Origin of the sequence: Pseudomonas monachiensis, assembly GCF_047345015.1 — a bacterium.
GTDB classification, from domain to species: Bacteria; Pseudomonadota; Gammaproteobacteria; order Pseudomonadales; family Pseudomonadaceae; genus Aquipseudomonas; species Aquipseudomonas monachiensis.
In genome coordinates, this window is record NZ_CP178857.1 from 2,970,130 (window position 1) to 2,992,866 (window position 22,737).

Annotated in this window: 20 protein-coding genes; 14 read left to right on the top strand and 6 right to left on the bottom strand. The window is 60.0% G+C overall.

The window, feature by feature from the left end; translation table 11 throughout:
- Window positions 1–12 precede the first annotated feature (12 nt).
- The 14 genes from ACMDB8_RS13265 (at window position 13) to ACMDB8_RS13330 (ending at window position 15,037) form a co-directional block, all read left to right on the top strand.
- Window positions 13–642, top strand: a complete 630-nt coding sequence (locus tag ACMDB8_RS13265) for a DUF2931 family protein (RefSeq protein ID WP_409079018.1) — start codon at window positions 13–15, stop codon at window positions 640–642.
- Between the two features lie 12 nt (window positions 643–654).
- Window positions 655–1,284: a DUF2931 family protein gene (locus tag ACMDB8_RS13270; RefSeq protein ID WP_409079017.1), complete on the top strand. Its 630-nt coding sequence runs from the start codon at window positions 655–657 to the stop codon at window positions 1,282–1,284.
- 12 nt (window positions 1,285–1,296) lie between these two features.
- The gene (locus ACMDB8_RS13275) at window positions 1,297–1,926 is read left to right on the top strand and encodes a DUF2931 family protein (RefSeq protein WP_409079016.1); all 630 of its coding nucleotides are present in this window, start codon (window positions 1,297–1,299) and stop codon (window positions 1,924–1,926) included.
- A gap of 80 nt (window positions 1,927–2,006) precedes the next feature.
- Window positions 2,007–2,984 (top strand): hypothetical protein, encoded by a 978-nt coding sequence (locus ACMDB8_RS13280; RefSeq protein WP_409079015.1) that lies wholly within the window; start codon window positions 2,007–2,009, stop codon window positions 2,982–2,984.
- Window positions 2,959–3,531: a hypothetical protein gene (locus ACMDB8_RS13285; RefSeq protein ID WP_409079014.1), complete on the top strand. Its 573-nt coding sequence runs from the start codon at window positions 2,959–2,961 to the stop codon at window positions 3,529–3,531. Before ACMDB8_RS13280 ends, ACMDB8_RS13285 begins: the two co-directional genes overlap by 26 nt.
- A gap of 49 nt (window positions 3,532–3,580) precedes the next feature.
- Window positions 3,581–3,844: a PAAR domain-containing protein gene (locus ACMDB8_RS13290; RefSeq protein ID WP_409079013.1), complete on the top strand. Its 264-nt coding sequence runs from the start codon at window positions 3,581–3,583 to the stop codon at window positions 3,842–3,844.
- 2 nt (window positions 3,845–3,846) lie between these two features.
- Complete coding sequence (locus tag ACMDB8_RS13295; RefSeq protein ID WP_409079012.1) at window positions 3,847–5,061, top strand: hypothetical protein; 1,215 nt, start codon at window positions 3,847–3,849, stop codon at window positions 5,059–5,061.
- Window positions 5,062–5,377: 316 nt separating this feature from the next.
- Window positions 5,378–8,449 (top strand): ImcF-related family protein, encoded by a 3,072-nt coding sequence (locus ACMDB8_RS13300; RefSeq protein ID WP_413966576.1) that lies wholly within the window; start codon window positions 5,378–5,380, stop codon window positions 8,447–8,449.
- Window positions 8,446–10,032 (top strand): type VI secretion system protein TssA, encoded by a 1,587-nt coding sequence (tssA, locus tag ACMDB8_RS13305; RefSeq protein ID WP_409079442.1) that lies wholly within the window; start codon window positions 8,446–8,448, stop codon window positions 10,030–10,032. Before ACMDB8_RS13300 ends, tssA begins: the two co-directional genes overlap by 4 nt.
- Before the next feature lie 23 nt (window positions 10,033–10,055).
- Window positions 10,056–11,825, top strand: coding sequence for a type VI secretion system baseplate subunit TssF (gene tssF, locus ACMDB8_RS13310; protein ID WP_409079443.1), 1,770 nt, complete (start codon window positions 10,056–10,058; stop codon window positions 11,823–11,825).
- Entirely contained in the window at window positions 11,789–12,886 is a 1,098-nt protein-coding gene (tssG, locus tag ACMDB8_RS13315; protein WP_409079444.1) for a type VI secretion system baseplate subunit TssG, read from the top strand. The genes tssF and tssG overlap by 37 nt, the downstream gene beginning before the upstream one ends.
- On the top strand, window positions 12,867–13,403 hold the full coding sequence (tssJ, locus tag ACMDB8_RS13320; RefSeq protein WP_409079445.1) for a type VI secretion system lipoprotein TssJ: 537 nt from the start codon (window positions 12,867–12,869) through the stop codon (window positions 13,401–13,403). Before tssG ends, tssJ begins: the two co-directional genes overlap by 20 nt.
- A 3-nt stretch (window positions 13,404–13,406) precedes the next feature.
- Entirely contained in the window at window positions 13,407–13,847 is a 441-nt protein-coding gene (gene tssE / locus ACMDB8_RS13325) for a type VI secretion system baseplate subunit TssE (protein ID WP_409079446.1), read from the top strand.
- Between the two features lie 29 nt (window positions 13,848–13,876).
- Window positions 13,877–15,037 (top strand): OmpA family protein, encoded by a 1,161-nt coding sequence (locus tag ACMDB8_RS13330; protein ID WP_409079447.1) that lies wholly within the window; start codon window positions 13,877–13,879, stop codon window positions 15,035–15,037.
- A gap of 269 nt (window positions 15,038–15,306) precedes the next feature.
- Here the strand turns inward: ACMDB8_RS13330 and ACMDB8_RS13335 are convergent, their stop codons facing one another.
- From ACMDB8_RS13335 to ACMDB8_RS13360, 6 genes are all read right to left on the bottom strand, one after another.
- Window positions 15,307–16,797, bottom strand: a complete 1,491-nt coding sequence (locus tag ACMDB8_RS13335) for a DUF1254 domain-containing protein (protein WP_056724815.1) — start codon at window positions 16,795–16,797, stop codon at window positions 15,307–15,309.
- 109 nt (window positions 16,798–16,906) lie between these two features.
- Window positions 16,907–17,974: an alpha/beta fold hydrolase gene (locus ACMDB8_RS13340; protein WP_056724816.1), complete on the bottom strand. Its 1,068-nt coding sequence runs from the start codon at window positions 17,972–17,974 to the stop codon at window positions 16,907–16,909.
- 225 nt (window positions 17,975–18,199) lie between these two features.
- On the bottom strand, window positions 18,200–18,787 hold the full coding sequence (locus ACMDB8_RS13345) for a dimethylsulfonioproprionate lyase family protein (RefSeq protein WP_409079448.1): 588 nt from the start codon (window positions 18,785–18,787) through the stop codon (window positions 18,200–18,202).
- A 192-nt stretch (window positions 18,788–18,979) separates the two neighbouring features.
- Window positions 18,980–20,131, bottom strand: a complete 1,152-nt coding sequence (locus ACMDB8_RS13350; protein WP_409079449.1) for an MFS transporter — start codon at window positions 20,129–20,131, stop codon at window positions 18,980–18,982.
- Between the two features lie 96 nt (window positions 20,132–20,227).
- A complete protein-coding gene (locus tag ACMDB8_RS13355) occupies window positions 20,228–21,262 on the bottom strand; it encodes a GlxA family transcriptional regulator (protein WP_056724822.1) in 1,035 nt (344 codons plus the stop codon).
- A 48-nt stretch (window positions 21,263–21,310) separates the two neighbouring features.
- Complete coding sequence (locus ACMDB8_RS13360) at window positions 21,311–22,660, bottom strand: MmgE/PrpD family protein (RefSeq protein WP_409079450.1); 1,350 nt, start codon at window positions 22,658–22,660, stop codon at window positions 21,311–21,313.
- Between the last annotated feature and the right edge of the window lie 77 nt (window positions 22,661–22,737).

Below are 22,737 nucleotides of genomic sequence, written 5' to 3' on the forward strand. Positions count from 1 at the left end.
GGGCTATCCGCAATGAAGCGTCTGATCTTGCTGGTTGGCCTGCTGTTCAGCCTGTGTGCCTGCGCCGGTGGTCCCACACCGCCCAAGTTGCCCTACCAGAGCTGGTACGTCGGCCTGGCCGCGCCACGCTTCATGGAAGTCTGGGTCGAGAGCGTGGATGTGCTCGACCAGCGCGGGTTGGCGTTTTTCCATGTGTCGGGAGGAGTAGTCAGTTACACAGGCAAAGCGGAAGGCTGGCACCAAGGGGCGGGGTCGACGATGCCAGTGAACAACGTCGATCTACCAGACCGCATCTTCGTGCGCTGGCAATCACTGGTGGAGCCGCAGACCTACAAGATTGGTATCCGGATCCCGCAGTGGGTGCGTGACGAGATGATCAAGCCACAGCGGTTGTTCTGCAAACCTGCTCAAAAGGAAATGACGCTCTACGAAGATACGATCAATTTGGGCATGGCCCCTGGCGGCATCGTCAAGGTCTGGTTAGGTGGAGCGTGTCTGGGCTACAGGGAAGTCGGGCGTTTTCAGGCCGAGATCGAGCCGCTTGGGCCTTACAAAGGAAAGAGCAACGGCCAATACGTGCCCATAGAAGCTGAAAACAAAGCCTACGTGGACCAGCACGGGATTCCCTATGGCACTTGGTAAGGGCTATCCGCAATGAAGCGTCTGATCTTGCTGGTTGGCCTGCTGTTCAGCCTGTGTGCCTGCGCCACTGGTCCCACGCCACCCAAGTTGCCCTACCACAGCTGGTACGTCGGCCTGGCCGCGCCGCGCTTCATGGAAGTGTGGGTCGAGAGTGTGGATGTGCTCGATCAGCGCGGGCTGGCGTTCTTTCGCGTGTCTGCCGGGGTGGCCGGTTACACCCGCAAACCTGAAGGTTGGCACAAAGGGGGCGGATCGATGATGCCGGTGAACAATGTCGACTTGCCGGACCGCATCTTCGTGCGCTGGCAATCGCTGGTGGAGCCACAGACCTACAAGATCGGTATCCGGATCCCGCAGTGGGTGCGGGATGAGATGGTCAAGTCCGAGCGGGTGTTTTGCAAAGGCTCAAAAAAATGGAAGGACGAGTATCGGGATTCCATCACCTTGGGCATGGCCCCCGGTGGCATCGTCAAGGTCTGGGTTGGTGGGCCATGCCTGGGGTTCAAGGAGGTTGGACGCTTTCAGGCGGAGATCGAGCCGTTAGGCCCTTACAAAGGAAAGAGCAACGGCCAATACGTGCCCATAGAAGCTGAAAACAAAGCCTACGTGGACCAGCACGGGATTCCCTATGGCACTTGGTAAGGGCTATCCGCAATGAAGCGTCTGATCTTGCTGGTTGGCCTGCTGTTCAGCCTGTGTGCCTGCGCCACTGGTCCCACGCCACCCAAGTTGCCCTACCACAGCTGGTACGTCGGCCTGGCCGCGCCGCGCTTCATGGAAGTGTGGGTCGAGAGTGTGGATGTGCTCGATCAGCGCGGGCTGGCGTTCTTTCGCGTGTCTGCCGGGGTGGCCGGTTACACCCGCAAACCTGAAGGTTGGCACAAAGGGGGCGGATCGATGATGCCGGTGAACAATGTCGACTTGCCGGACCGCATCTTCGTGCGCTGGCAATCGCTGGTGGAGCCACAGACCTACAAGATCGGTATCCGGATCCCGCAGTGGGTGCGGGATGAGATGGTCAAGTCCGAGCGGGTGTTTTGCAAAGGCTCAAAAAAATGGAAGGACGAGTATCGGGATTCCATCACCTTGGGCATGGCCCCCGGTGGCATCGTCAAGGTCTGGGTTGGTGGGCCATGCCTGGGGTTCAAGGAGGTTGGACGCTTTCAGGCGGAGATTGAGCCGCTAGGGCCTAATCAAAACGGTAAGGGTAACTATTACCGCGCACCGAAGCCTGAGGCGCAGGCCTACATCGATCAACACGGAATCCCCTATGGCACTTGGTAGGAGTTAGTTAAAACGTATTTTGATTTCACTCGAAAAGAACATGGTGTCATTGCGGGATTGATTTTTAAAGGGATAAAGCCATGCAGCAATTAAAACATGCAGTTAGCACGAATAACGCGGACAGTACCGTCATCAAGGTCGTGTCTGCGCAAAGTACATTGACCTGGGTATCACCCGCTGAAAATGAAGTGTTCAAGATTACCCAAGATGCCACGTTGCCCGTTATCGCGTTCGAGTTTCGAGCGCAATTCGTTGGCGATATCAAATGGTCCTGGGTCATTGAATGGGAGGCAAAAGTCAGTGGTTTGAAGGAGCGGGCGCGAAAAGGTAAAACACTGAATACGTTCAATGAGTCAGGTTCATTTGTCAGCGGCGAAAAAACGTGGACGGCTGATTTCTCCGGCCAGGTTCTCGGTGGAACGTTGTCCGTAAAAGTACAGGTCGGTCAAAAGTCGCTCACGAGGACTGTTGCCATTAAAGGACAGAATCCTGTTCAAGAGAGTATCGCTACTTATGTTGCAAGCCTGGATGGCATGACCGGATTCGAGAACCTGCTGGAACAAGAGACGGGCAGTAAACACTTCATCGATTTCGACGGCGAGCCAATCGTTGCGTTCGACAAAGGTTACGGCATCACGCAAATGACCAATCCGGCACCGTCCTACGAACAGGCGTGGAACTGGAAAGCGAACATCCTGGGAGGCTCCTCCATCTACAAGGATAAGGTCCGGATCGCGAAAAAATATCTGGGTCAGTCTGGTAGGAGCTATACGACTGAGCAGCTGGAACATGAGGTATTCAGCCGCTGGAACGGTGGTTCTTACCATGAGTGGGACACCGCCTCAAGATCCTGGGTCAGGAAAAAGAACATCCTGTGCGACGCCAATACCGGAAACATCGGTTGGTCGATGGACAATGAAAAAAACCAGGACAAGACCGAAGCCGAACTGCACGAGAGAGATGTGGATACCTACAAAAAAGGCACCAAGGGGCAATCGGAGGACCACCCTTGGACTTATCAGGGGGTGTGCTATGCCGATCATGTGTTGTCGAAGTAAATATGTTTGTTCTTTGTTTTTTTTATTGTTGGGTTTCATGGCAGTGAGTGGCGCTTTCGCCGATACGGCAATGCCTTGGGTCAGCAATGAAAAGAGTGGGGTGATTTTGCATATGGAAGACGGAAGTCTCTATCGGCTGAAGTTGAATGCTGGAGTGGGCGGTGTTTTCTATGACAGGCACAAATACCCCATTGCTGGAGAAACTTATCTCGCACTGTTTGAAGTGTCTCCCTCCAACCCTGGAAAGCCTACAGGTTTCTGTGGCGCCGGCAGTGAGGTTTGGTTGCACGTATATAGAGTGGCGGATACCAGTCTGAGGACCAAAACAAGGACACTGGTCAGTAGTTGCCTGCGCTCGATTTCAATGGCAAGCCAGAACTCCGGAACGGAAAAACAAGACACTGATTTTTCTTCGGTGCAATGGAATGAAAAGGGGTTTTCTATTGATTGGTTCAATCATGTTAATGCTGCTGGCCAGGCATTAACTTCAACGAACTATGTGCTGCATGGCAAGGCGGTTTCGATTCAGGAAGTCCTGAGTCAATAGCCGTTGGGCAGGTGAGTAATCAAGTGGGTCTTTAAAAAAGGGAAATGGAATGGAAGGCATCATCCGTATTGGTGACAAAACAACCGGAAAGGGCACTGTGCTTACGGGGTCCGCCGTGATGCGGTTCGGTGGTATCGGCGTGGCTCGGGAGGGTGACGCGGTAATGTGCCCCGTTCCAGGTCATGGTCGAACAGTGATTGCCGAGGGGCATCCGAGGTTTCACGAAAACGGCGTACCGATTGCGTTTCACGGACATTGTTGTGCCTGCGGTTGCACCTTGATTTCGTCACTCCCCGAAGCGGGCGCGAGCTGATCATGTCGGTCCGTCTCGATCAAGTACCTGCTCCGGCGTCCCGTCCTGCGCGGCCCCGTGTCTGGCTTTGGCTGGGTCTGTTGCCGCTGCTTTGGTTGCTGGGTTTCGGGTTGATGTTTGGCTTCGCCAGTCAATCGTTGCGGCAACAACCGTTGGATTTCTACGGTCTGGCCTTGGGTGTTCCGTTCTTGGGTTGGTGCGTCATGAGCTTCGGGCGCGCGCTGCTGTACATCGGCGGACAAGCTGTTGCAGATGGCTGGGATGAGGCCCGTGAGGAGGATTCGGTTCGGCGACTGCGCCGTGGCCGGCGATCCCAGCAAGTATTGAATGTGAGTCTTTACACGGCCTTGCGAGCGCCGGGAGAGGAGTCGCAAGTCCAACTGGACGCTTTGCTGAGTGGGGTCAAGGCGCTCAAGACTCAGCCCTCCTTGTCTGGCGGTGACGCGGTACGTCAAAGCCGCTTGCCCGGCAATACGACGCCGGCCTCTGAACACGTGTTGTTGAGCATTTTGGTGCAGGTGCTCGTTGACCTGGCACAAACCTTGGGGCAACTGCCAGACGAGACGCCGCTGGCACTGTTGCTCGAAGTCGATAGCGGATTACCGGAACATACTTTGCGCAGAGTGTGGCGACAGGCCTGGACAGAGTCTGGCATTCGCCAGTCGACCACGCCTGTCGAAGGGCAGGGCCTGGCGGCGCTGGATCAATGGCTCGACCAGCGAATTGCCGACCAGGCGTTACTGATGGTGGTGGCGGCACAGTTTGCGCCGGAACAGCCCGAAGAGACGGCGGAAGCGGTCGTCGGACTGCTGCTGGGTAATCGTTTGACGCAAACCACATTGCCGCCCATTGCCTACCTGCACCGTCCGGAGCAGGAGCGAGAGCCCAGCCCCGATGCGCTGCTGTATGCCACTCGTCAAGCCCTGGATTGGGTGCCACTGGATGCCGAATCAATCGAGCATGTGTGGCGTGTGGGGGGGAATGCGCAACGCGAGGTGGCAATCAGCACTGTCCTGGCGCAACTGCCGATGGCGGTGACGCACAACCTGGATACCTTGCTGGGACACCCGGGCACAGCGTCTGCGTGGTTGGCGATCGTGGCCGCGACGCAAACCCTTCAGCGCGGCGTCGGGCCGCAGTTCATTTTCAGTGGTGACGATGTCGCAGCCGGGCTTTGGTGCACGGTTTTGACACCGGTGTCACCACTTTCGAAGTAGGAATCTCGAAATGCAGTTTCGACGCTCTGTAGGGTTGGGTGTTCTGGTTGGCGTTGTGTTGCTGACCGGTTTGGTTTCAGGTGCTGTGGTCTGGCTTCACCCCGAGTCGCTGGGCATTGCAAATGGCAGCGCCCGGCAAACAATTTGGCTTTCGGCAATATTGGCCACCACCTTTTTCGTGGTGATGTTTCTGGGGGGATACCCTCTGCTGGGACGTCTAGGTCGCTCAGGCTATCGTCCGCTTGTCGCCGATGATGTTACTCAACCTGGGCAAGCGCCACTCAATGAATCCACTGATGCTCAGCTGGAGAAGCGAATGGCAGCGGTTAAAACGTACCTGCGGAAAAACCACAGCCTCCTCTGGCCCCGCAAAGTCCGCCTGCTGCTCGTCATCGGCGAACCCGAGCAAATCACTGCCATCGCCCCCGGCCTGACCTCGGAAAACTGGCTCGACGCGCAAAACACCGTGCTGATCTGGGGCGGCAGCCTGCAAGCCGAGCCCACCGAGGCGACGCTGACTCAGTACCGCCGCCTGACCCGCTGGCGCGGGCTGGACGGCGTGGTCTGGGCGCTGAGCAAGGAGCAAAGCAGCGATGCTGCCGCCATGGGCGCCGGTGTGCGTCACTTGAAGGTGCTGGCCCGCGAATTGGGCTGGCAGTTGCCCTTGCACCTTTGGCAGGTCTGCGCGAGCAAGTGGGTACAGGACCCGCGGCCGACCCAGGCGGTGGGTTGCCGGTTGTCCTCGCGGGTCACGGCGCTTGAACTGGACACCCGGTTAGAAGCGTTGCTCGACCCTTTGCGACAGCAGGGCCTGGAGCAAATGCAGGAGGCGATGGCGCATGACTTTTTGCTGCGCCTGTCCCGCGACTTGCAGGCCGAGGGCATGGCCCGGTGGCGTCGGGCGCTGTCGCCCTTGTTCGGTGAGTTGGCCCACAACGTGCCGCTGCGGGGGCTGTGGTTCAGCCTGCCGCTGCCGTCGGGCAATAAAATTGATCGGCTGCACTTTTGGCCGGTCGATCCGGCCTGGCACGGCGTGCTGGCCGATCAGGCCGTCAGCCCTCGGCGCCTGGGCTGGTCCGTCCCGCGAGTCGCTTATGCGCTGGTGATGGGCATGGCGCTGCTGTGGGGCGCCGGCCTGCTGCTGTCCTTCGCCAGCAACCGCGTGCACATTGCCCAGATGCAGAGCACGTTGGTCTCTCTCGAACAGTCGCAGAGCCCCGACGAACAACTGCTGGCGTTCAACGAGTTGACCCGCGAGCTGGGGCGCCTGGACTACCGCGCCGAGCACGGCACGCCCTGGTACCTGCGCTTCGGCCTCAACCAGAACGACCCATTGCTGGCGACGCTGTGGCCGCGCTACGTCGACGCCAACCAGCGGTTGCTGCGCGACCCGGCCGTGGCCAGGCTGCAGCAGCAACTCAAGGCGCTGATCCAGTTGCCGCCGGACAGCCCCGAACGCGCCAGGCGTGCCCCGCAAGCCTACGCGCAGCTCAAGGCCTACCTGATGATGGCGCGCCCGGAAAAAGCCGACGCGGCTTTCCTCGCCAAAGTGCTGGTCGAGACCCAGGCGCAGCGCGCCGACATGACGCCGGGGCTCTGGCAGGGCCTGTCACCTGGCCTCTGGCAGTTTTATGCCGAGCAACTGGCGGCCCATCCGGCCTGGCGTATCGAGGCTGACCCGACGCTGGTGGCCCAGGCCCGTCAGGTACTGCTCGGCCAGCTTGGCCAGCGCAATGCCGAAGCCAGCCTGTACCGCCAGGTGCTCGATGCGGCGGCCAATCACTACCCGGCCCTGAGCTTGCCGCAGATGGTCGGCGACACCGACGCCCGCGCGCTGTTCGCCACCACGGCCAGCGTGCCCGGGGTGTTCACCCGCCAGGCCTGGGAGGGTCAGGTCCGCCAAGCCATCGACGAGGTGGCCGAGGCCCGCCGCGAGGAGATTGACTGGGTGCTCAGCGACAATCCCGCCAGCCTCGCCGCCGACTTGAGCCCGGAGCAACTCAAGGAACGCCTGACCGAGCGCTACTTCCAGGACTACGCCAGCGCCTGGCTGGACTTCCTCAATCGCCTGGACTGGCAACCGGCAGGCAGCCTGGATCAGGTGATCGACCAGTTGACCCTGATGAGCGACGTGCGCCAGTCGCCGCTGATCGCGCTGATGAATACCCTGGCGTATCAGGGCCAGGCCGGCACTCGCGGCCCGGCCCTGGGTGCGTCGTTGATCCACTCCGCGCAGAAGCTGATGACCCAGGACAAGGTGCCGCTGATCGACCAACAAGTCCGCGGCGCGAGCGGTCCGCTGGACGCCACCTTCGGTCCGCTGCTGGCGCTGTTGGGCAAGGAGGCCGAAGGCAAGAACGACAACGACCGGCTGAGCCTGCAGGCCTTCCTCACCCAAGTCACCCGGGTACGCCTGAAGCTGCAACAGGTAAGTAGCGCCGCCGATCCGCAGGAGATGACCCAGGCCCTGGCGCAAACCGTGTTCCAGGGCAAAAGCGTCGACCTCACCGACACCCGCGCCTACGGCAGCCTGATCGCCGCCAGCCTGGGGGCGGAGTGGGGCGGGGTCGGCCAGACCCTGTTCGTGCAGCCGCTGGAACAGGCCTGGCAAAGGGTGCTGCAGCCGTCGGCGGCAAGCCTCAATCGCCAGTGGCAACGGGCGATCGTCAGCGACTGGCACGGCGCGTTTGCCGGGCGTTACCCGTTCGTGGCGACCACCAGCGATGCGTCATTGCCGATGCTTGGGCAAATGATCCGTGCCGACTCCGGGCGCATCGAGCAGTTCCTGCAACAGCAACTGGGCGGTGTGTTGCGCAAGGAAGGCCAGCGCTGGGTGGCCGACTCGCGGCACAGCCAGGGCCTGCGCATCAACCCGCGGTTTCTCGCGGCGCTCAATCAGCTCAGCCACCTGGCCGATGTGCTGTTCACCGACGGCGGTCTCGGCCTGGGGTTCGAGCTACGGGCCAAGCCGGTGCGCGACGTGGTGCAGACCACCTTCATCCTCAACGGCGAAAAACACCACTACTTCAACCAGAAGGAAAGCTGGCAACGCTTCAGCTGGCCAGGCTACAGCGACCGTCCGGGGGTGAGCCTGACCTGGACCAGCGTGCAGGCCGGCGAGCGTCTGTTTGGTGATTACCAGGGTACTTGGGGCTTGATCCGCCTGCTCGAACAGGCTCGGGTCACCACGCTGGACGACGGCGACAGCCACTACCGCGTGCAGCTCAAGGCCCCGGACGGCCTGGGCCTGACCTGGCACCTGCGCACCGAACTGGGCGCGGGACCGCTGGCGCTGCTCAAGCTGCGCGGCTTCAAGCTGCCGACGCAGATTTTTCTCGGGGTGGGCAACAACGCCGAGCCTTATGCGCAGAACGGGGAAGTGCCATGAGCTTGCAAGGATTGATCAGCAGTTGCCTGGGCGAACGCGATGCGCTGGCACTGGCCCGGGAAACTTCAGGGCGCTGGCAAGCCTGGTTGCAACCGATCAGCGCAGATACTCCGGTGGGTGAAGACCCCGGTTACGACGATGATTTCCAGCGCATGCGCGAAGAGGTCAACAAGTTGTCCGGCGCAGATGCCGAGCGGGTGGCGCAACTGGCTGAAAAACTTCTGCGGCAAAGCTGCAAGGACCTGCGCGTCGCCACTTACTACCTGTGGGCCCGCTTGCACAAAGACGGCGAGGCCGGGCTCGCCGATGGCCTTGGCCTGCTGGCCGCGCTGGTCGGACATTACGCGCAGCAGGTGCTGCCGGTGCGGCCCAATAGCCGCAAGATGGCCCTCGAGTGGCTGGCCGGCGGCAAGGTGCTGGACAGCCTGTCGCTGTATCCGGAGGTTGTACGCAGCGAAGCTGAACGCACGGTCGCGGCGCTGGCCTGGCTGGAGCAGGGGCTTGACGCCTGGCCGCAGGACCAGCGCCCGGCCCTGGGCGCGCTGTACTCCGCGTTGTCTGCGCGGTTGACGCAGTCCGGCGGGGTGGATGCCCTGGTGCCGCAGAACAGTGCCAGTCATGAAGCAAATACCCAATCGGATGTGCCGGGTGTCACGTCCATCAAGTCCGGACGCGATCTGTTGGACAGTGGCCGGGCCCTGGCGGGCTATCTGCGTGAACAACCTCAGGGTTGGCTGGCGGCCCATCGCCTGATGAAAAGCCTGCGCTGGGACACGCTGCATCAGCCACCGCCTCAGGACGTCAATGGCAATACCCGTCTGGCTCCCCCACGTGGCGACTACAAGGCACAACTCAAGCGACTGCACCTGCAGCAGAACTGGCAGGAACTGCTGGATCAGGTCGAAGGGATGTTCGCCGAGGGTGTGAATCATTTCTGGCTGGATCTGCAGTGGTATGTGTACCAGGCGTTGAGAAAGCAATCCGCGCCGCTGGACAGCTGCGCCGATATGACCAAGCGCGACCTGGGGATGTTCCTTGAGCGGTTTCCGGGTCTGGAGGCCCTGTGCTGGAGCGACGGCACACCGTTCGCCAACGAGACCACTCGCGAGTGGATCGCTCAGCACGTCAGCGGTAATCAGGCCCAACAGTGGTTGCCTGCTCCGGCGACGACAGCCATCGATGCAGGTGCCGAGATCCTGTCCCTGGAAGCCCAGGCTCTGGCACAAGCCGACAGCGATGGGGTGGAGGCGGCGCTGGCCTGGCTGGCCGCGCGGCCCGACGTGCACACAGGCCGTCAGCGCTGGTTGCTGCGCCTGTTGATGGCGCGGGTGGCCGAGCAGTACGGCAAGAGCGACCTGGCTATTCACCTGTTGGGTGAACTGGATGCCACCGCCCAACGCCAGGCGCTGGCGGAGTGGGAGCCGGACCTGAACTTTGAGGTCAAGGCCCGCCTGCTCAAATTGCTGCGCCTCAAAGCGCAACGCAATGACACAGATAAACCCGCGCTGGCCCGGCGCATGGAAGCGTTGCTGGCGGCGCTGGTCGCCATCGATCCGGTACGCGCCGCGGTGCTCTGCGGCTGAACCTTATTTATCAGGATGTATTTGTGAACACGGAAAATCTGACGCTGCGTTATTTCGACGCAGAAATGCGTTACCTGCGCGAGGCCGGCAAGGAGTTCGCAGAGGCGTTCCCTGACCGGGCCGCGCAACTGAACCTGGATAAACCGGGGGCGCAGGACCCTTATGTAGAGCGCCTGTTCGAAGGCTTTGCCTTCCTCATGGGGCGACTGCGTGAAAAGCTCGACGATGATTTGCCGGAGTTGACCGAAGGCCTGGTCAGCCTGCTGTGGCCCCATTACCTGCGCACCATCGCTTCGTTGTCGATCGTCGAACTGGCGCCGGACTTCGCGCAGATGAAGCTCGGCGAACGAATCGCCAAGGGCTTTGAAGTGTTGTCGCAGCCCATCGGACCGCAACGCACCCGATGCAGTTACACCACCACTCAGGACCTGACATTGCACCCGCTGGCCATAGCGTCTGTACGACATGCCCAGGAGCCCGACGGGCGCTCGGTGCTGCGCCTGCGCTTTGCCTGCGGAACAATGACCGACTGGAGCCAGGTCGACCTGAGCCGCCTGCCGCTGTACCTCAATGCCGATGCGGCGTTGGCCAGCGCGCTGCATCAGGCGCTGACCCTCAAGGTTCAGGCGCTGTACGTGCGATGTGCGGGGGATTCGGATCGCCAGGCGCTGGAGGGGCATTTTGCGCCCAAGGGATTTGCCGACGAAGATCGTCTGTGGCCCAAGGGCGACAGCGCGTTCAGCGGCTATCAGTTGTTGCTGGAGTACTTCACGTTCCGCGAAAAATTCATGTTCGTGACCCTTTGCGGGCTGGAGCGCCTGAACCTCAAGCCGGGTACACCCTGGTTCGAGCTGGACGTGGTCCTTGGCGAGGCATGGCCCCATGGCTTCGATCTGAGTGTCGAGCACATTCGCCTGCATGCCGTGCCGGTGATCAACCTGTTTGCGCTGGAAGCCGATCCACTGGAACTCGCCCCCTTGCAAACGGACTACCTGCTGCGCCCCATGCGCCTGCAGGACGGTCACACCGAGATTTATTCGGTGGACCAGGTCACGTCTTCGAAGAACGCCGAGCGGCATGACTATGTGCCGTTCAGCAGTTTTCGCCACAAGGGCGGCATGCTGCGGGACGAGGCACCGGAGCGGTATTTCCATACGCGTTTGCGCCAGGGCGCCAATGGCCTGCATGACACCTGGCTGATTCTGGGCGGCGAGGGCTTCGATCAGGACCGGTTGTTTCAGCGTGAAGGCCTGTCGTTGCGACTGACGGGTACCAACGGGCAACTGCCGCGCAAGGCCCTGCAAAGCACACTGCTCGATACCGTCGCACAGAACGCTCAGTCCCGCTTGCGGGTACGCAACCTGTGTGCACCGACCTTGCCGTGCTATCCGCCGAACCGTGACCGTTTCCATTGGCGGGTGCTCAGTCACCTGGGTTCGAACTTCCTGCCGATGCTCGACAGTGCCGAAGTACTGCGAGGCACCCTGGCGCTGTATGACTGGACGGGCAGTGAACTGAACCGGCGGCGCCTGGAAGCGATCGTCGAGGTCAGGCATCACCTGATCCAGCGTTTCGAGAAAGGTTTTCTGCTGCGTGGGGTGGATATCGAGGTAACCCTGGACGCCAACGGCTTCTGTGGCGAAGGCGATATCAGCCTGTTCGGCGAAATGCTCAATCGCTTCTTCGGCCTGTATGCCGACATTCATCTGTTCAACCAGCTCACGCTGATCCTTCAACCCACCGGGAAGTGCCTGCGATGGAACGAGAACCACAGTCAGCGTATTCCCGGTTGAAAGCCGGCGGTTTGCTGCAAACGCTGCAGGGGCGGGTGGCCGAGGCCAGCCTGTATCGTTTCTGTCAGTTGCTGGAACAGTCATTGCCCGGGCATCCACCGTTGGGGAGTACCGCGCGTGTGGCGGATGATCCGGTGCGGTTTCGGCCGGATCCCGGCATGGGGTTTCCGGCCGGCGAATTGAAGTCTATCGAGGTTGATGAGGAACATCCGCAACGCCCGGCCACGGTGCGTACCCGTTTGCTGGGTCTGTACGGTGTCGATTCACCGATGCCCACGGCGTTCGTCGACGACATTGCCCAGCGCCGGGAAGGGCACGAGGCACTGGAAGCGTTCCTCGACATTTTCAACCACCGGATCTTCACCCAGTTCTACCGGATCTGGCGCAAGTACTCGTACCCGGCCACATTTGAATCCGGCGCGACCGACAAGACTTCGCAGTGTTTGCTCGGCCTGATCGGCCTCGGCATACCCGGCACCGCCGGGCGGATCGCCACGCCGATTTCGCGTTTTCTCGCGTTGCTCAGTGTCATGCGTCTGCCAACCCGAAACGCCGAAGGCATCAGCGCATTGGTCAGGCTGCTGGCACCGAACACGCAAGCGCGGGTGACGCCACACTGGCCTCGCAAAGTCCCTTTGCTGCAACCGGCCGGCCTGTGCGCAAGCCACCCCGTCAGCCTGTCCCAAGGAACACCACTGGGCCATACCGGACACGATGCCAACAGCCAATTACTCCTTGGGCTTTTCACCGAGGACACCCGGGAGGCCAGAGGCTGGTTGCCCGGGGGACAGTTGCACCGTGACCTGCTGGTGTTGCTACGCGTGTATCTGGGCTGGCGCTGTACTGCGCAGTTGCAGTTGCGGCTACCGATGCGCAGCCTGCCAGCACCGGTATTGGGCCATCCGCAGGTATTGCTTGGCATGACCGGCGTATTGGCACAGGGCAGCGACGCCTGCCAGACCGCGCAACACGACACCATCACCATCAGCCTTGGTCGCTACCAGGGCCTTTCGCAGAATCCACGGAACAGAGAGGTACAGCATGTTGCGTACGCTGGGTAATTCATTGGCATGGGTGACGCTGGGCACCTTGCTCGGCGGTTGCGGGTTGACCCAGACCGTCTCGGACAGCACCGCCTCGGCGGCACGGTCCGTGTTCTACAAGCAGGTCACGACGCTGCACCTGGACTTTTCCGGTCGCGCGGCGAACAACACCGATGAAACGGACATGAGTGCATTGTCCGTTCCGACCCTGGTGCGGGTGTACCAATTGCGTGACAGCAAAGCCGTGGAGCAGGCCAGCTATGACAGCCTGCTCAGCCATGGCGACAGCAAACTCAGTACCGATCTACTGGACGCGCATGCCGTGGTGATCAAGCCCGGCGAGGGTGCGTTACTGAACGTGCCCCTGAACAGGGACGCAAAATTCGTCACGGTGGTCGGTCTGTTCCGTCAACCGGACACCCGAATGAACACCTGGCGCCTGACCCTGGCCCGCAATGACCTTGAACCGGACCAGCCTCGGGTGATCGAGCTGGCGGACAACCGATTGACATTACGGCCATTGGCGAAGGAGTAGGTAGTGGGCGATCTCAACCCCTCGCTGTACGAAATGCTCTTGCAGAACTTCGATGGCGAACTGGAGCTGTATCGAGTCGGCGAAGAGGACCAGCAAATCCTGTCGGTACTGGACAATCTGCAACGCATCCTCAATAGCCGCGCCGGCACGCTCAGCCACCTGCCGGACTACGGCTTGCCGGACATGGGCGTGATCCTGCAGGGATTGCCCGCCACGGCCCATGACCTGATGAAAACGATGAGGAGGACTCTGCTCAAGTACGAACCGCGTTTGGCCGCGGTCAGCATCGAGTTGTTGGCACAGGTGCTGCCGGGCCATCTGGAGTATGCCCTCGACATGCAACTCAAGGGCGGCAAACGGGTGACTTTCGGCACCACTCTGGCGCCTGAAGGCAAGGTACTCATGCGTCACCTCAAACGGCAGCGCTACCTGTCGACGCCGTGATATCGGACAGGCAAAAGGAAGGAAAGGAAATGACCGGGTTGTTTGGGCTTCATGTGCGGGCAGGTGGTGATCCACGGGACTTTGACGAGTTTGTCGCACTTCGCGATGAACTGGCCCATCTGAGCCATCCGGCGTGTCCGGACGTGGATTGGGGCCGTATACAGCAGTTGTGCCTGGCGTTGTTCCAGAAAAATGGCGCGGATCTGCAAAGCGCTGCGGCTTTTGCACTGGCGAACGGACAACGCTACGGCCTGGATGGCATCGTGCAAGGGGTGTCACTGATCGAGGTATTGCTCGGCGATCGGGAGGGTGTGTGGCCCCCCCTGGAGTCTGCGCGCCTGGACATTCTGGCCTGGCTATGCGGTCAACTGCAGGCCTTGATGCGGAGTGTGGACATCAGTTCGCGGAACTTGCCGGCGCTTGTCCAGTTGGGCACCGAGCTTGACCGATTGCGCGCGCGCCTGGAATGCACGGGGCTGATTGCTCCGCAAACGCTGCTGGCGATGGGTCAACAAGTCGGCAGTCTGCTGCAGCGGACGCAGGCAAGGCGCTTGTCGAGCGCACCGGGGCTGCCTTCGATCGGGGGCTACGTGCCGGAATATGTCATGCCGGTGATGATCATTCCCAGTCCACCGCTGCCCGATTTATCGGGTTCAAAACAGCGAAAAAAAATACGGAGAATCAGTCTGTGGGTGTCTGCTGTGGCCACCACCTTGATTCTGGTTGGTGGATTGTGGTGGCAGGGCTGGGTGACCATTTCGTCTACTGAGGGCAGGGCCCGCCATCTGGCCTTTATCCAGCACAAGCAGGACATCGGCGAACCCGTGCATCTGCGCAGCCTGTCACTGTTCGAGGCAGGCAGTGCCACGCTCAAGCCCGGCTCGACCAAAGTACTGATCAATGCCTTGGTCGACATCAAGGCTCAGCCAGACCTGTTGATTGTCATTACCGGGCACAGTGATGCCACGGGCAATCCTGAAGAGAACATCAGACTGTCCCAGGCCCGCGCCGCCAGCGTGCACGACTGGATGCAACGCATGGGTGATATCCCGGCCAGTTGCTTTGCCGTGCGGGGGGCTGCCGCCAGTCAACCGATTGCCAGCAATGACACCGAGGCGGGGCGGGAAGCCAACCGTCGTGTCGATATTCGTCTGGTACCGGAAAAGGGCGCCTGTCAGTCGTCGACCTGAGGTTTGCTTCGGGAGCGGATGCCGGGGAGGGGGGAGCCGATATTCCCTGTGGGAGCGAGCTTGCTCGCGATGAGGCCGACACAGCCAGCACTGATAGAGGCTGACACTCCGCCATCGCGAGCAAGCTCGATCCTACAGAGGGTTTTGTGTGACCCAAACGAAATGAGCGCCACTTGGGCGCTCATTTGTTCACGGCATCACGGATTACGAAGCGGCCAACGCCAGTGCGGTCAGCGTTTTGCTGGCTGCGTTCATCGTCGAAGTCCTTTTCACTTGGTTTTCACCACCGCCGGCGGGGTCCAGTCGCCATCGAGGGCATCGGCTTGCGGCCAGTAGGCGCGGATGTACAGCGAGAACCCGGCGCCGTTGGGCGAGGGCAGCCAGTTGCTTTCCTTGTCCTGGCCCGGTGATTCGCTTTGCACGTAGAGAGTCAGCGAGCCGTCTGGGTTGGTTTGCAGGGACTTGTTCTTGGTGCCGATGGAGTAGCGCTTGAGCTCGTTCGGCGAGAAGAAGTGCTGTTCGTTGTACAGCGTCAGCGACCAGAACCCCTTGACCGGCGGCAGCTTGCCCTTGGCGAACGTGACGCTGTAGCCGTACTGGCCGTTGAGACGCAGGCCGTTCTCATCCAGGTCCTGGTAGAAGTATTTGGTCTCTTTCTGCTGGTTCACGAAAATGTTCGAGCGCGCGACGGCGGTACGGGTGAAATAATCGGTGCCGAACGCTGCGCCGTTGCTTACCGTGCTCCAGTGATTGGGCAATTGCAGGCCGTAGTTGCGGAACTGCAACAGCGGGTCGATCACTTCTTTGTCGGCCTTTTTCGCCTCGTCGATCATCGCGGCGCGCAGTTGCGGGTCGGCCTTGGCGATGGCCGCGAGGGCGGTCATTTGTGCGTAGCGGGCGTCTTCGCCCGGTAATGGCTTGGCGTCCTTGAGCAAGGCCGGCAGTTCGTCGAAGAACTTTTCCGGCACAACCCATTTGGTTTCGGCGCTGCCTTCAGAAGCCTGGGCCGGGAATTTCGGCAACCGGGCCCAGTTGCGCTTCTTCATCTTGCCGTCGTACTGCGACAGCGGGTACATGTCGATGCCCGACAATGCCGGCTGCACGGCCAGGCGGTCAGCGGCGGTGTCGTCCTGAAATACCCGAGGAATCACGAACCCGGTGTTTGTACGCGCCCGGTACACCCGCTTGATGCCCGGCGGCACCTTGCCGTTCCAGTCCGGCCCGACCAGCAGGTAGAAACCCGGTTGGGTGTTATACATTTTACCCATCTCGGCGAAGCTGTCGGAGCGCAGGTCGACCACCTGATATACCCAGAAGCGGCCGTCGAAGTCCGGCACTTGCAGCACCACCGGCTCAAGGTCCAGGGCGATGCTGCCGGCGCCGTACACCACGTCCTGGTTCGGGCAGGCCACCAGCCGCTCGGCCGGGTCGATGTAGTCGCTGAGCATCGACAACCGATTGATCGGGGCCACCGGTACGATGCCGCCCATCAAGCCGGGCTCGGGCAAGTCCTTGAAGGCCTGGCGACGATTGAAGATGTTGGCCATCGGCCAGGCCCAGAAATACGCCTCGCGCGCCATCATGCGTACGTACGGTTCAGTTACTTTGGTACCGGCAACAGGGCCTGAGACAGGGCTGGCGGCCGGAGCGGCGACTGTGGCTTGCGCTGCGTAACCCTGCGTACTCAATAGCGCTGTGGCTGTGAGCGTACTGGCCAGAGACAAGGCGAAGAGGGCATGGCGCCGGGGCAAACGATTCATGAAGCGTCCTTACTGGCTGGCAGTCAATGGATGCAGGTGATTCGCTCTCAAGATAGCTCATCTTTACCCCGGTGCTGTTCAACGCAGGCGCGAGAACGTCAGATCGACCTCAAAGATGATCGGCATCAATCACTGCCTTGGCGAACGCCTGGGGATCTTCCTGCGGCAAGTTGTGGCCGATGCCGCCGTTGATCAGGCGGAACTGATATTTGCCGGTGAAGCGCTTGGCATAGTCTTCAGGTGCCGGGTGCGGTGCGCCGTTGGCATCGCCTTCAAGGGTAATGGTCGGTACGCTGATGGACGGTGCCGTGGCCAGTTTCTGCTCCAGCGCTTCGTATCGGCTCTCACCTTGGACCAGGCCCAGGCGCCAGCGGTAGTTGAACACGGTGATATCGACATGATCGGGGTTGTCCAGCGCCTTGGCACTGCGGTCGAAGGTGGCGTCATCGAACGCCCATTTCGGCGAAGCCAGTTGCCAGATCAATTTGGCGAAGTCGTGAGTGTTCTTCTCGTAACCGGCGCGACCACGGTCAGTGGCGAAGTAGAACTGATACCACCACTGCAATTCCGCCTTGGGTGGCAACGGGTTCTTGCCGGCGGCCTGGTTGCCGATCAGATAACCGCTGACCGAGACCAGCGCCTTGACCCGCTCCGGCCACAGCGCCGAGACAATGTCGGCCGAACGCGCACCCCAGTCATAGCCACCGAGCACCGCTTGCTTGATCTTCAGGGCATCCATGAAGTCGATGACATCACTGGCCAGTGCAGCCGGTTGGCCATTGCGCAGGGTTTTGTCGGAGAGAAAATGCGTATCGCCATAACCGCGGGCATAGGGCATCAGCACCCGATAACCCTTGGCGGCCAGCAACGGCGCGACTTCGTCATAGCTGTGGATGTCATACGGCCAGCCGTGCAGCAGGATCACCACCGGCCCGTTGGCCGGACCGGTTTCAGCGTACGCCACATCCAGCAGTCCGGCGTTGACATGCTTGAGCGGGCCGAACGGCGAGGGCGCTGCCTGGGTGGTGCCGGCAGGGGCCAACGCCGGCTGCGCGGTGGCGGCCGTTTGTGCGTGGGCCGCGCCAAGTACGCCGAACAGTGTCAGCGCGAGGATCGAAGGGCCGACCAGGTGGCGACGAGTCTTGCCGGGGTTGCTGTTGCGCAGTGCCATCTTCATGGGATCTCTCCTTTACCAGCCATGGGTCAGGGGATCCGTCCGAGCCCCTTCAAACCTTGCGAGCATTGGAGCGCGGCAACGTATCTGGCCTGTGTCCAATCGTCGGCCGGATGAAAGTCTGTGTATCGAGGTGTCGCGCCGATACACTGTGATACCAAGTCCCAGGGCCGAGTCGGCAGCCGTCATAAGCTTGGATAGTCGAGCAGTCTGCTGATTGTCGGCGCATCAATCCACTGCATGGGAAAGTCCCCAGAGTGCCAGCAACGGCTTGTCGGTTGACCTCATGGAATGGACAGCCGATGGTGGGTTGAACACTACGCCGCCCGGCCCGGGATTCCACCAGCCAACATCTTCCCGATACCAGTAACCTTCCGATAAAACGACATAAAACTCTGCCGGAGGATGCTTGTGGTACGGATAGCAAAGTTTGGGCTCCATTACCGCCAACCCCACTGTCAAAGTTGAACATTCAAGCAGTGCGCCCTTGCCGAGAATCAGCGCATGTCGGTGCCTTTCTTCAAACGCATCATCGTCCCCTTCTGAAGCCGATCGTTTTATCCAGCGACTACTGGACAGCAGGGTCTCAAGAGCCGATAGCAGAATCTTGAAGTCCCGATCCGTTCGGGGAGCATCCGCCAATGCCCGTGCTACCGTGGGCTCCAGGCAAGCGGGCAGGGAAGTGCCCGAGAACGGAGGCAAGCCGATGTCCAGGCGCGCATTGCTCAAGGCACAAACACAGATTTCTGTATCCACGCCATCATCACCACTCCCTTGAGAATGACGGGCCAGGATTCGCAGGAGTGCCTCGCGCATCACCACTCCCTGTATCAGGAGCTCTTGTTCCGACATCTGTAAATACGACTGCATGACCGTTTACCTCTTGAACGTACCTGGCAGGTGACTTTGAAAACTCAGTGATCCATCCGTCGAGATGCCTCCTGGTTTTCTGGGCGAAGAGTTCGATTCGCAATGGCCAATGCTGAAATCGCGCCGGAAACGATTGGGTTAATTGCGAAGAAATCGTGCTGTTGCACTGACAAAAACGAGGAGGACAATCAGACCGCCCAGAGCGAACGACAAGGTGCTTAGATGGGCGACCGCCCCAATAAACACGGGACCGATCAGAATGCCCGCGTAACCCATCGAGATGACAGCGGGGATCGCTACTGCCTGTGGCATACGTTGCTGGCGGCCCACGGCGGTAAAGAGCACAGGGACAATGTTCGAGCAGCCAGCCCCGACCAGGGCATAGCCGATCAAGGACGCGGGCCAGCCATCGATTCCAAGCGACACAATCATGCCCGCGGCTGCGCAAAGCCCGCCAAGCGCAACGACGCGCACGCCGCCCAGTTTGCTGACGATGGCGTCCCCCGTCAGGCGGCCCACAGTCATCGCAGCGGCGAAGGATGCGTAGCCCAAACCGGAGATGCTCGGCTCTAACCCTCGGTTTGAGACAAGGAAGACTGCGCTCCAGTCAAGCATTGCACCTTCAGTGAGGAAGACGATGAAACAGAGCGTCCCTAAAAGCAGCACGATACCTCTGGGCACCGCGAACAATGGCCCACCCCGTTCGGTGCCATAAGTCAGCAAAGCAGGCGCAGCCTTGTAAAACGATCCCAAAACGGTGGCAACGATACAGAGCGCCGCAATCAGTGGATCGAGCCCTAAGGTCAATAAAGCGGTCATGGCCCCGGCGCCCACTATGCCTCCGACGCTGTAAAGGCCATGGAAGCCGGACTGAAGTGCCTGCCCGCTGTTTTTCTCGACGATGACGGACTGTATGTTCATGGCGCAATCAAGCATGCCCATACTGGCACCGAAGAGAGTGACAGCGATGACCAAGCCAGGCAGCCAGGCCACGGTGCTCAACAGTGGAAGAACAGCACACAAGACAATCGTCGCCCAGATTACGACCGGTCGGCATCCATAGTGTGCAGTGAGATAGCCAGCGAAGGGCATGGCCACAATAGATCCTCCGCCAAGGCCAAGCAGCAGCAAACCCAGGCCACCATCGTCCAGGCCGGCGCGTGCTTTAACCAATGGAACCAGAGGCGCCCAAGCGGACATGAGTAAGCCCGCGATGAGGAAGGCAATGCGTGTAGACATCCGCTCGCTGTGGTTAGCCGTGGGTATCAACACCGGCGATGGAGCATTCATAATTCTCGGTAATCCTTATCGATGATGTCAGCCATCGTTTACTCGGCTTGGACAGTGCGGGTTTCGTATGTTTTTCGCGTGCACGGGTTTCAAAACTTAGCGCCTGCGCTCATACGTTGCTCTATAACTGCTTGGCGCTACGCCAAAGAAGTCACGAAAGCGCATATGGAAGTTGGCGAAACTACAGAAGCCGGTCGCAATCGCGATATCGGTGATCGGCCGATTGCTCTGCAGAATAAGCTGTCGCGCTCGAGTCAAGCGCAGCTCAAGGTAGTAGCGTGTGGGCGTGGCGCCCACGAAACGGCAGAAGCGCCGCTCCAATTGTCGTCGGGAAATGTTCACACATTCAGCCAGCTCGTCGATCGATAGCGGCTCTTCGATATTCTTTTGCATCAGTTCTAAAGCGAGCTTCAGGGTTTGTGGCAAGGTGGGGTCAGAGTCAACTATGACGGTCGATATCCCTGACACTTCAGAGGTTTGATCGCAACTGAGTATTTCCTCGACAGCATGGGTCAGCGACACGCCTTGTTTAGCGGTGATGAGCTCCAGCATCATGCGTAACGAGCTGCTGGCGCCGGCGCACGTGATACGGTTTCGATCGATTACGTGCGTTCGACAAGTGACCAGGACTTTGGGGAAAACATCCTCCATCATCGCTCGCCCATCTGGATGGAAGGCACACTCGACACCGTCCATTAACTGAGCTTCCGCCAGAAAAAACGCACCATTCCACAAACCGCCCATGGTCGCGCCAAGAGATGCGAGGTTACGTAGCTTGCGCCGTAACAGTGGGTCGCTGATCAGCTTCACTCGCAAACCACCAGCGACAATGAGAACGTCGATACGATCCGGTAGTTGGGATAACTCCAAGTCCGCTGAAATGGCGATTCCCAGATCGCTCATCACAAGACGGTTCTTGATGCCGACCGTCAACACCTCAAACGCCGGTGTCTCGCTAATCAGGTTGGCGGTCACCAGCGCATCGATAGCGCCGGTGAACGACATCATCGAAAAATTGTTCAAAAGCACGAAAGCTACACGAGTCACCGCCTGCGGCTTTATTGGTTTCTGCGCCGTATAGGAGTACCCCATGTTCTTGTCTTTAAGCACGCTCTCGAATACGAATGGCATAAGTCCTCTTTGACACCTTTACCAATAGCTACGAAACCGTTTCGCAATCTAGACAGCGGTTTTTGGCGCAGACAGCAACAAATCCAAGAATGACTGGCAGTCATCGCTCTCAGGCAGTGCATCAACACTGTTCTTGATCGCATTGCTGAGCGTGGATCCCAAGCTGTCATCAGCCAGCAAATGATATTTAGCCGTGAGTTCGGCACTCGACATAGGGTTGCCGGGGTCGCCCTTGGCCGTCGCGGTTGGGCTCGTAAGACGCGTGCCGTCTTTCAGGGTAACCGTGACGCGGGAGAGGATTTCCTCAGGGAACCTGGCGGACAGGTCGGGCGCCTCGTGAAGGGTTATCTTCCCGCTGATGTTCAGGATGTCTGGCGCATGAATGGAGTCCCCGGTGACTTCGTCAGGGCCCAGCTTTCCACGAACGATCAAGGCGGCCAGCGGAAATGCGAGCGCGTACTGGGCCTCGTCCGCACTCTTCGGAAAATGCCCCTGCAGGCACACAGACTCGTGGAATGTCTCGACATCGATGGTCTCGATCAACTCAGCAGTGATGACTGGATGTGCTCGCATCAAATCGGTCATGGCCGTGAGTGCCGGTTGCGCCCAGCGACATACCGGCCATGGTTTGAAATATTGCTCGTCGATCTCCCAACGGGTTCCGATGTCCTGCCAGAAAGTGGAAATCTCCAAAGGTTCAACAGTGGCGGCTGGAGCGCCAGTGACACCGAGCTGTGCCATCAGTAATGCGTTCAGTCCGGCATACGCCCCGGCGCCGTGGGCATCGCGCAACATCGTCGGAAAGCTCACCAGGCGCATCATCGGGCACCTCGGGCCGAAGTATTCCGCGATACCCAGCGCATGACGGAATGTCGTTTCATCAAGCTTCAGCAAGCGAGCTCCGGCGCAAACGACCCCGATCCCGGAAAAGGCACCTGAAGCATGATATTCCGGGGCAGTGGCCATCAATGCCTGGCCCGCCCGCAAGGCAGTCTCGTAACCGATGCACAGTGCGCTGAGGAACTCTTCGCCGCTGATGTCTTTGCCCTGACGGCGATACGCGTCTACCAATGCAACAACGGCCGGGACTACGGTCGCACCCGCATGTCCCTTGGAGGTGAAGTGACCTTCATGTGCATCCAGGCTATCAACGCAGAAACCGCCGGCATACGCGGCGCCCAATGGATGTACGGCTCTGCCGTCGAACCAAAGGCGACTGGACAGCTTGTTGGCAGAGTAGTGGGTGTCAGCGTAAGTTTTGAGCATCACGCTGGTTTGATTATTGCGAGCTCCGGCGGCCACGCCAATGATGTCGAGCAGGCAAGTTTTAACCAACTCGCGTGTATGTAGGGGCGCGTCCTTGTAACTGAAATTCTGGACGAATGAATACAACTGCATTTCAATATTCCCGAGTGATGAACGCCGAAACGGATAAAAAAGTTGCCCGGTGAAGGGCAACCTTTTATGCAGCTTTA

What these genes read in the sequence shown, in the direction of transcription:
- ACMDB8_RS13265 (WP_409079018.1), top strand. Translation starts at nt 13, where the DNA reads ATGAAGCGTCTGATCTTGCTGGTTGGCCTGCTGTTCAGCCTGTGTGCC.
- ACMDB8_RS13270 (WP_409079017.1), top strand. Translation starts at nt 655, where the DNA reads ATGAAGCGTCTGATCTTGCTGGTTGGCCTGCTGTTCAGCCTGTGTGCC.
- ACMDB8_RS13275 (WP_409079016.1), top strand. Translation starts at nt 1,297, where the DNA reads ATGAAGCGTCTGATCTTGCTGGTTGGCCTGCTGTTCAGCCTGTGTGCC.
- ACMDB8_RS13280 (WP_409079015.1), top strand. Translation starts at nt 2,007, where the DNA reads ATGCAGCAATTAAAACATGCAGTTAGCACGAATAACGCGGACAGTACC.
- ACMDB8_RS13285 (WP_409079014.1), top strand. Translation starts at nt 2,959, where the DNA reads ATGCCGATCATGTGTTGTCGAAGTAAATATGTTTGTTCTTTGTTTTTT.
- ACMDB8_RS13290 (WP_409079013.1), top strand. Translation starts at nt 3,581, where the DNA reads ATGGAAGGCATCATCCGTATTGGTGACAAAACAACCGGAAAGGGCACT.
- ACMDB8_RS13295 (WP_409079012.1), top strand. Translation starts at nt 3,847, where the DNA reads ATGTCGGTCCGTCTCGATCAAGTACCTGCTCCGGCGTCCCGTCCTGCG.
- ACMDB8_RS13300 (WP_413966576.1), top strand. Translation starts at nt 5,378, where the DNA reads ATGGCAGCGGTTAAAACGTACCTGCGGAAAAACCACAGCCTCCTCTGG.
- tssA (WP_409079442.1), top strand. Translation starts at nt 8,446, where the DNA reads ATGAGCTTGCAAGGATTGATCAGCAGTTGCCTGGGCGAACGCGATGCG.
- tssG (WP_409079444.1), top strand. Translation starts at nt 11,789, where the DNA reads ATGGAACGAGAACCACAGTCAGCGTATTCCCGGTTGAAAGCCGGCGGT.
- tssJ (WP_409079445.1), top strand. Translation starts at nt 12,867, where the DNA reads ATGTTGCGTACGCTGGGTAATTCATTGGCATGGGTGACGCTGGGCACC.
- ACMDB8_RS13330 (WP_409079447.1), top strand. Translation starts at nt 13,877, where the DNA reads ATGACCGGGTTGTTTGGGCTTCATGTGCGGGCAGGTGGTGATCCACGG.
- ACMDB8_RS13335 (WP_056724815.1), bottom strand. Translation starts at nt 16,797, where the DNA reads ATGAATCGTTTGCCCCGGCGCCATGCCCTCTTCGCCTTGTCTCTGGCC.
- ACMDB8_RS13340 (WP_056724816.1), bottom strand. Translation starts at nt 17,974, where the DNA reads ATGAAGATGGCACTGCGCAACAGCAACCCCGGCAAGACTCGTCGCCAC.
- ACMDB8_RS13345 (WP_409079448.1), bottom strand. Translation starts at nt 18,787, where the DNA reads ATGCGCGAGGCACTCCTGCGAATCCTGGCCCGTCATTCTCAAGGGAGT.
- ACMDB8_RS13350 (WP_409079449.1), bottom strand. Translation starts at nt 20,131, where the DNA reads ATGAATGCTCCATCGCCGGTGTTGATACCCACGGCTAACCACAGCGAG.
- ACMDB8_RS13355 (WP_056724822.1), bottom strand. Translation starts at nt 21,262, where the DNA reads ATGCCATTCGTATTCGAGAGCGTGCTTAAAGACAAGAACATGGGGTAC.
- ACMDB8_RS13360 (WP_409079450.1), bottom strand. Translation starts at nt 22,660, where the DNA reads ATGCAGTTGTATTCATTCGTCCAGAATTTCAGTTACAAGGACGCGCCC.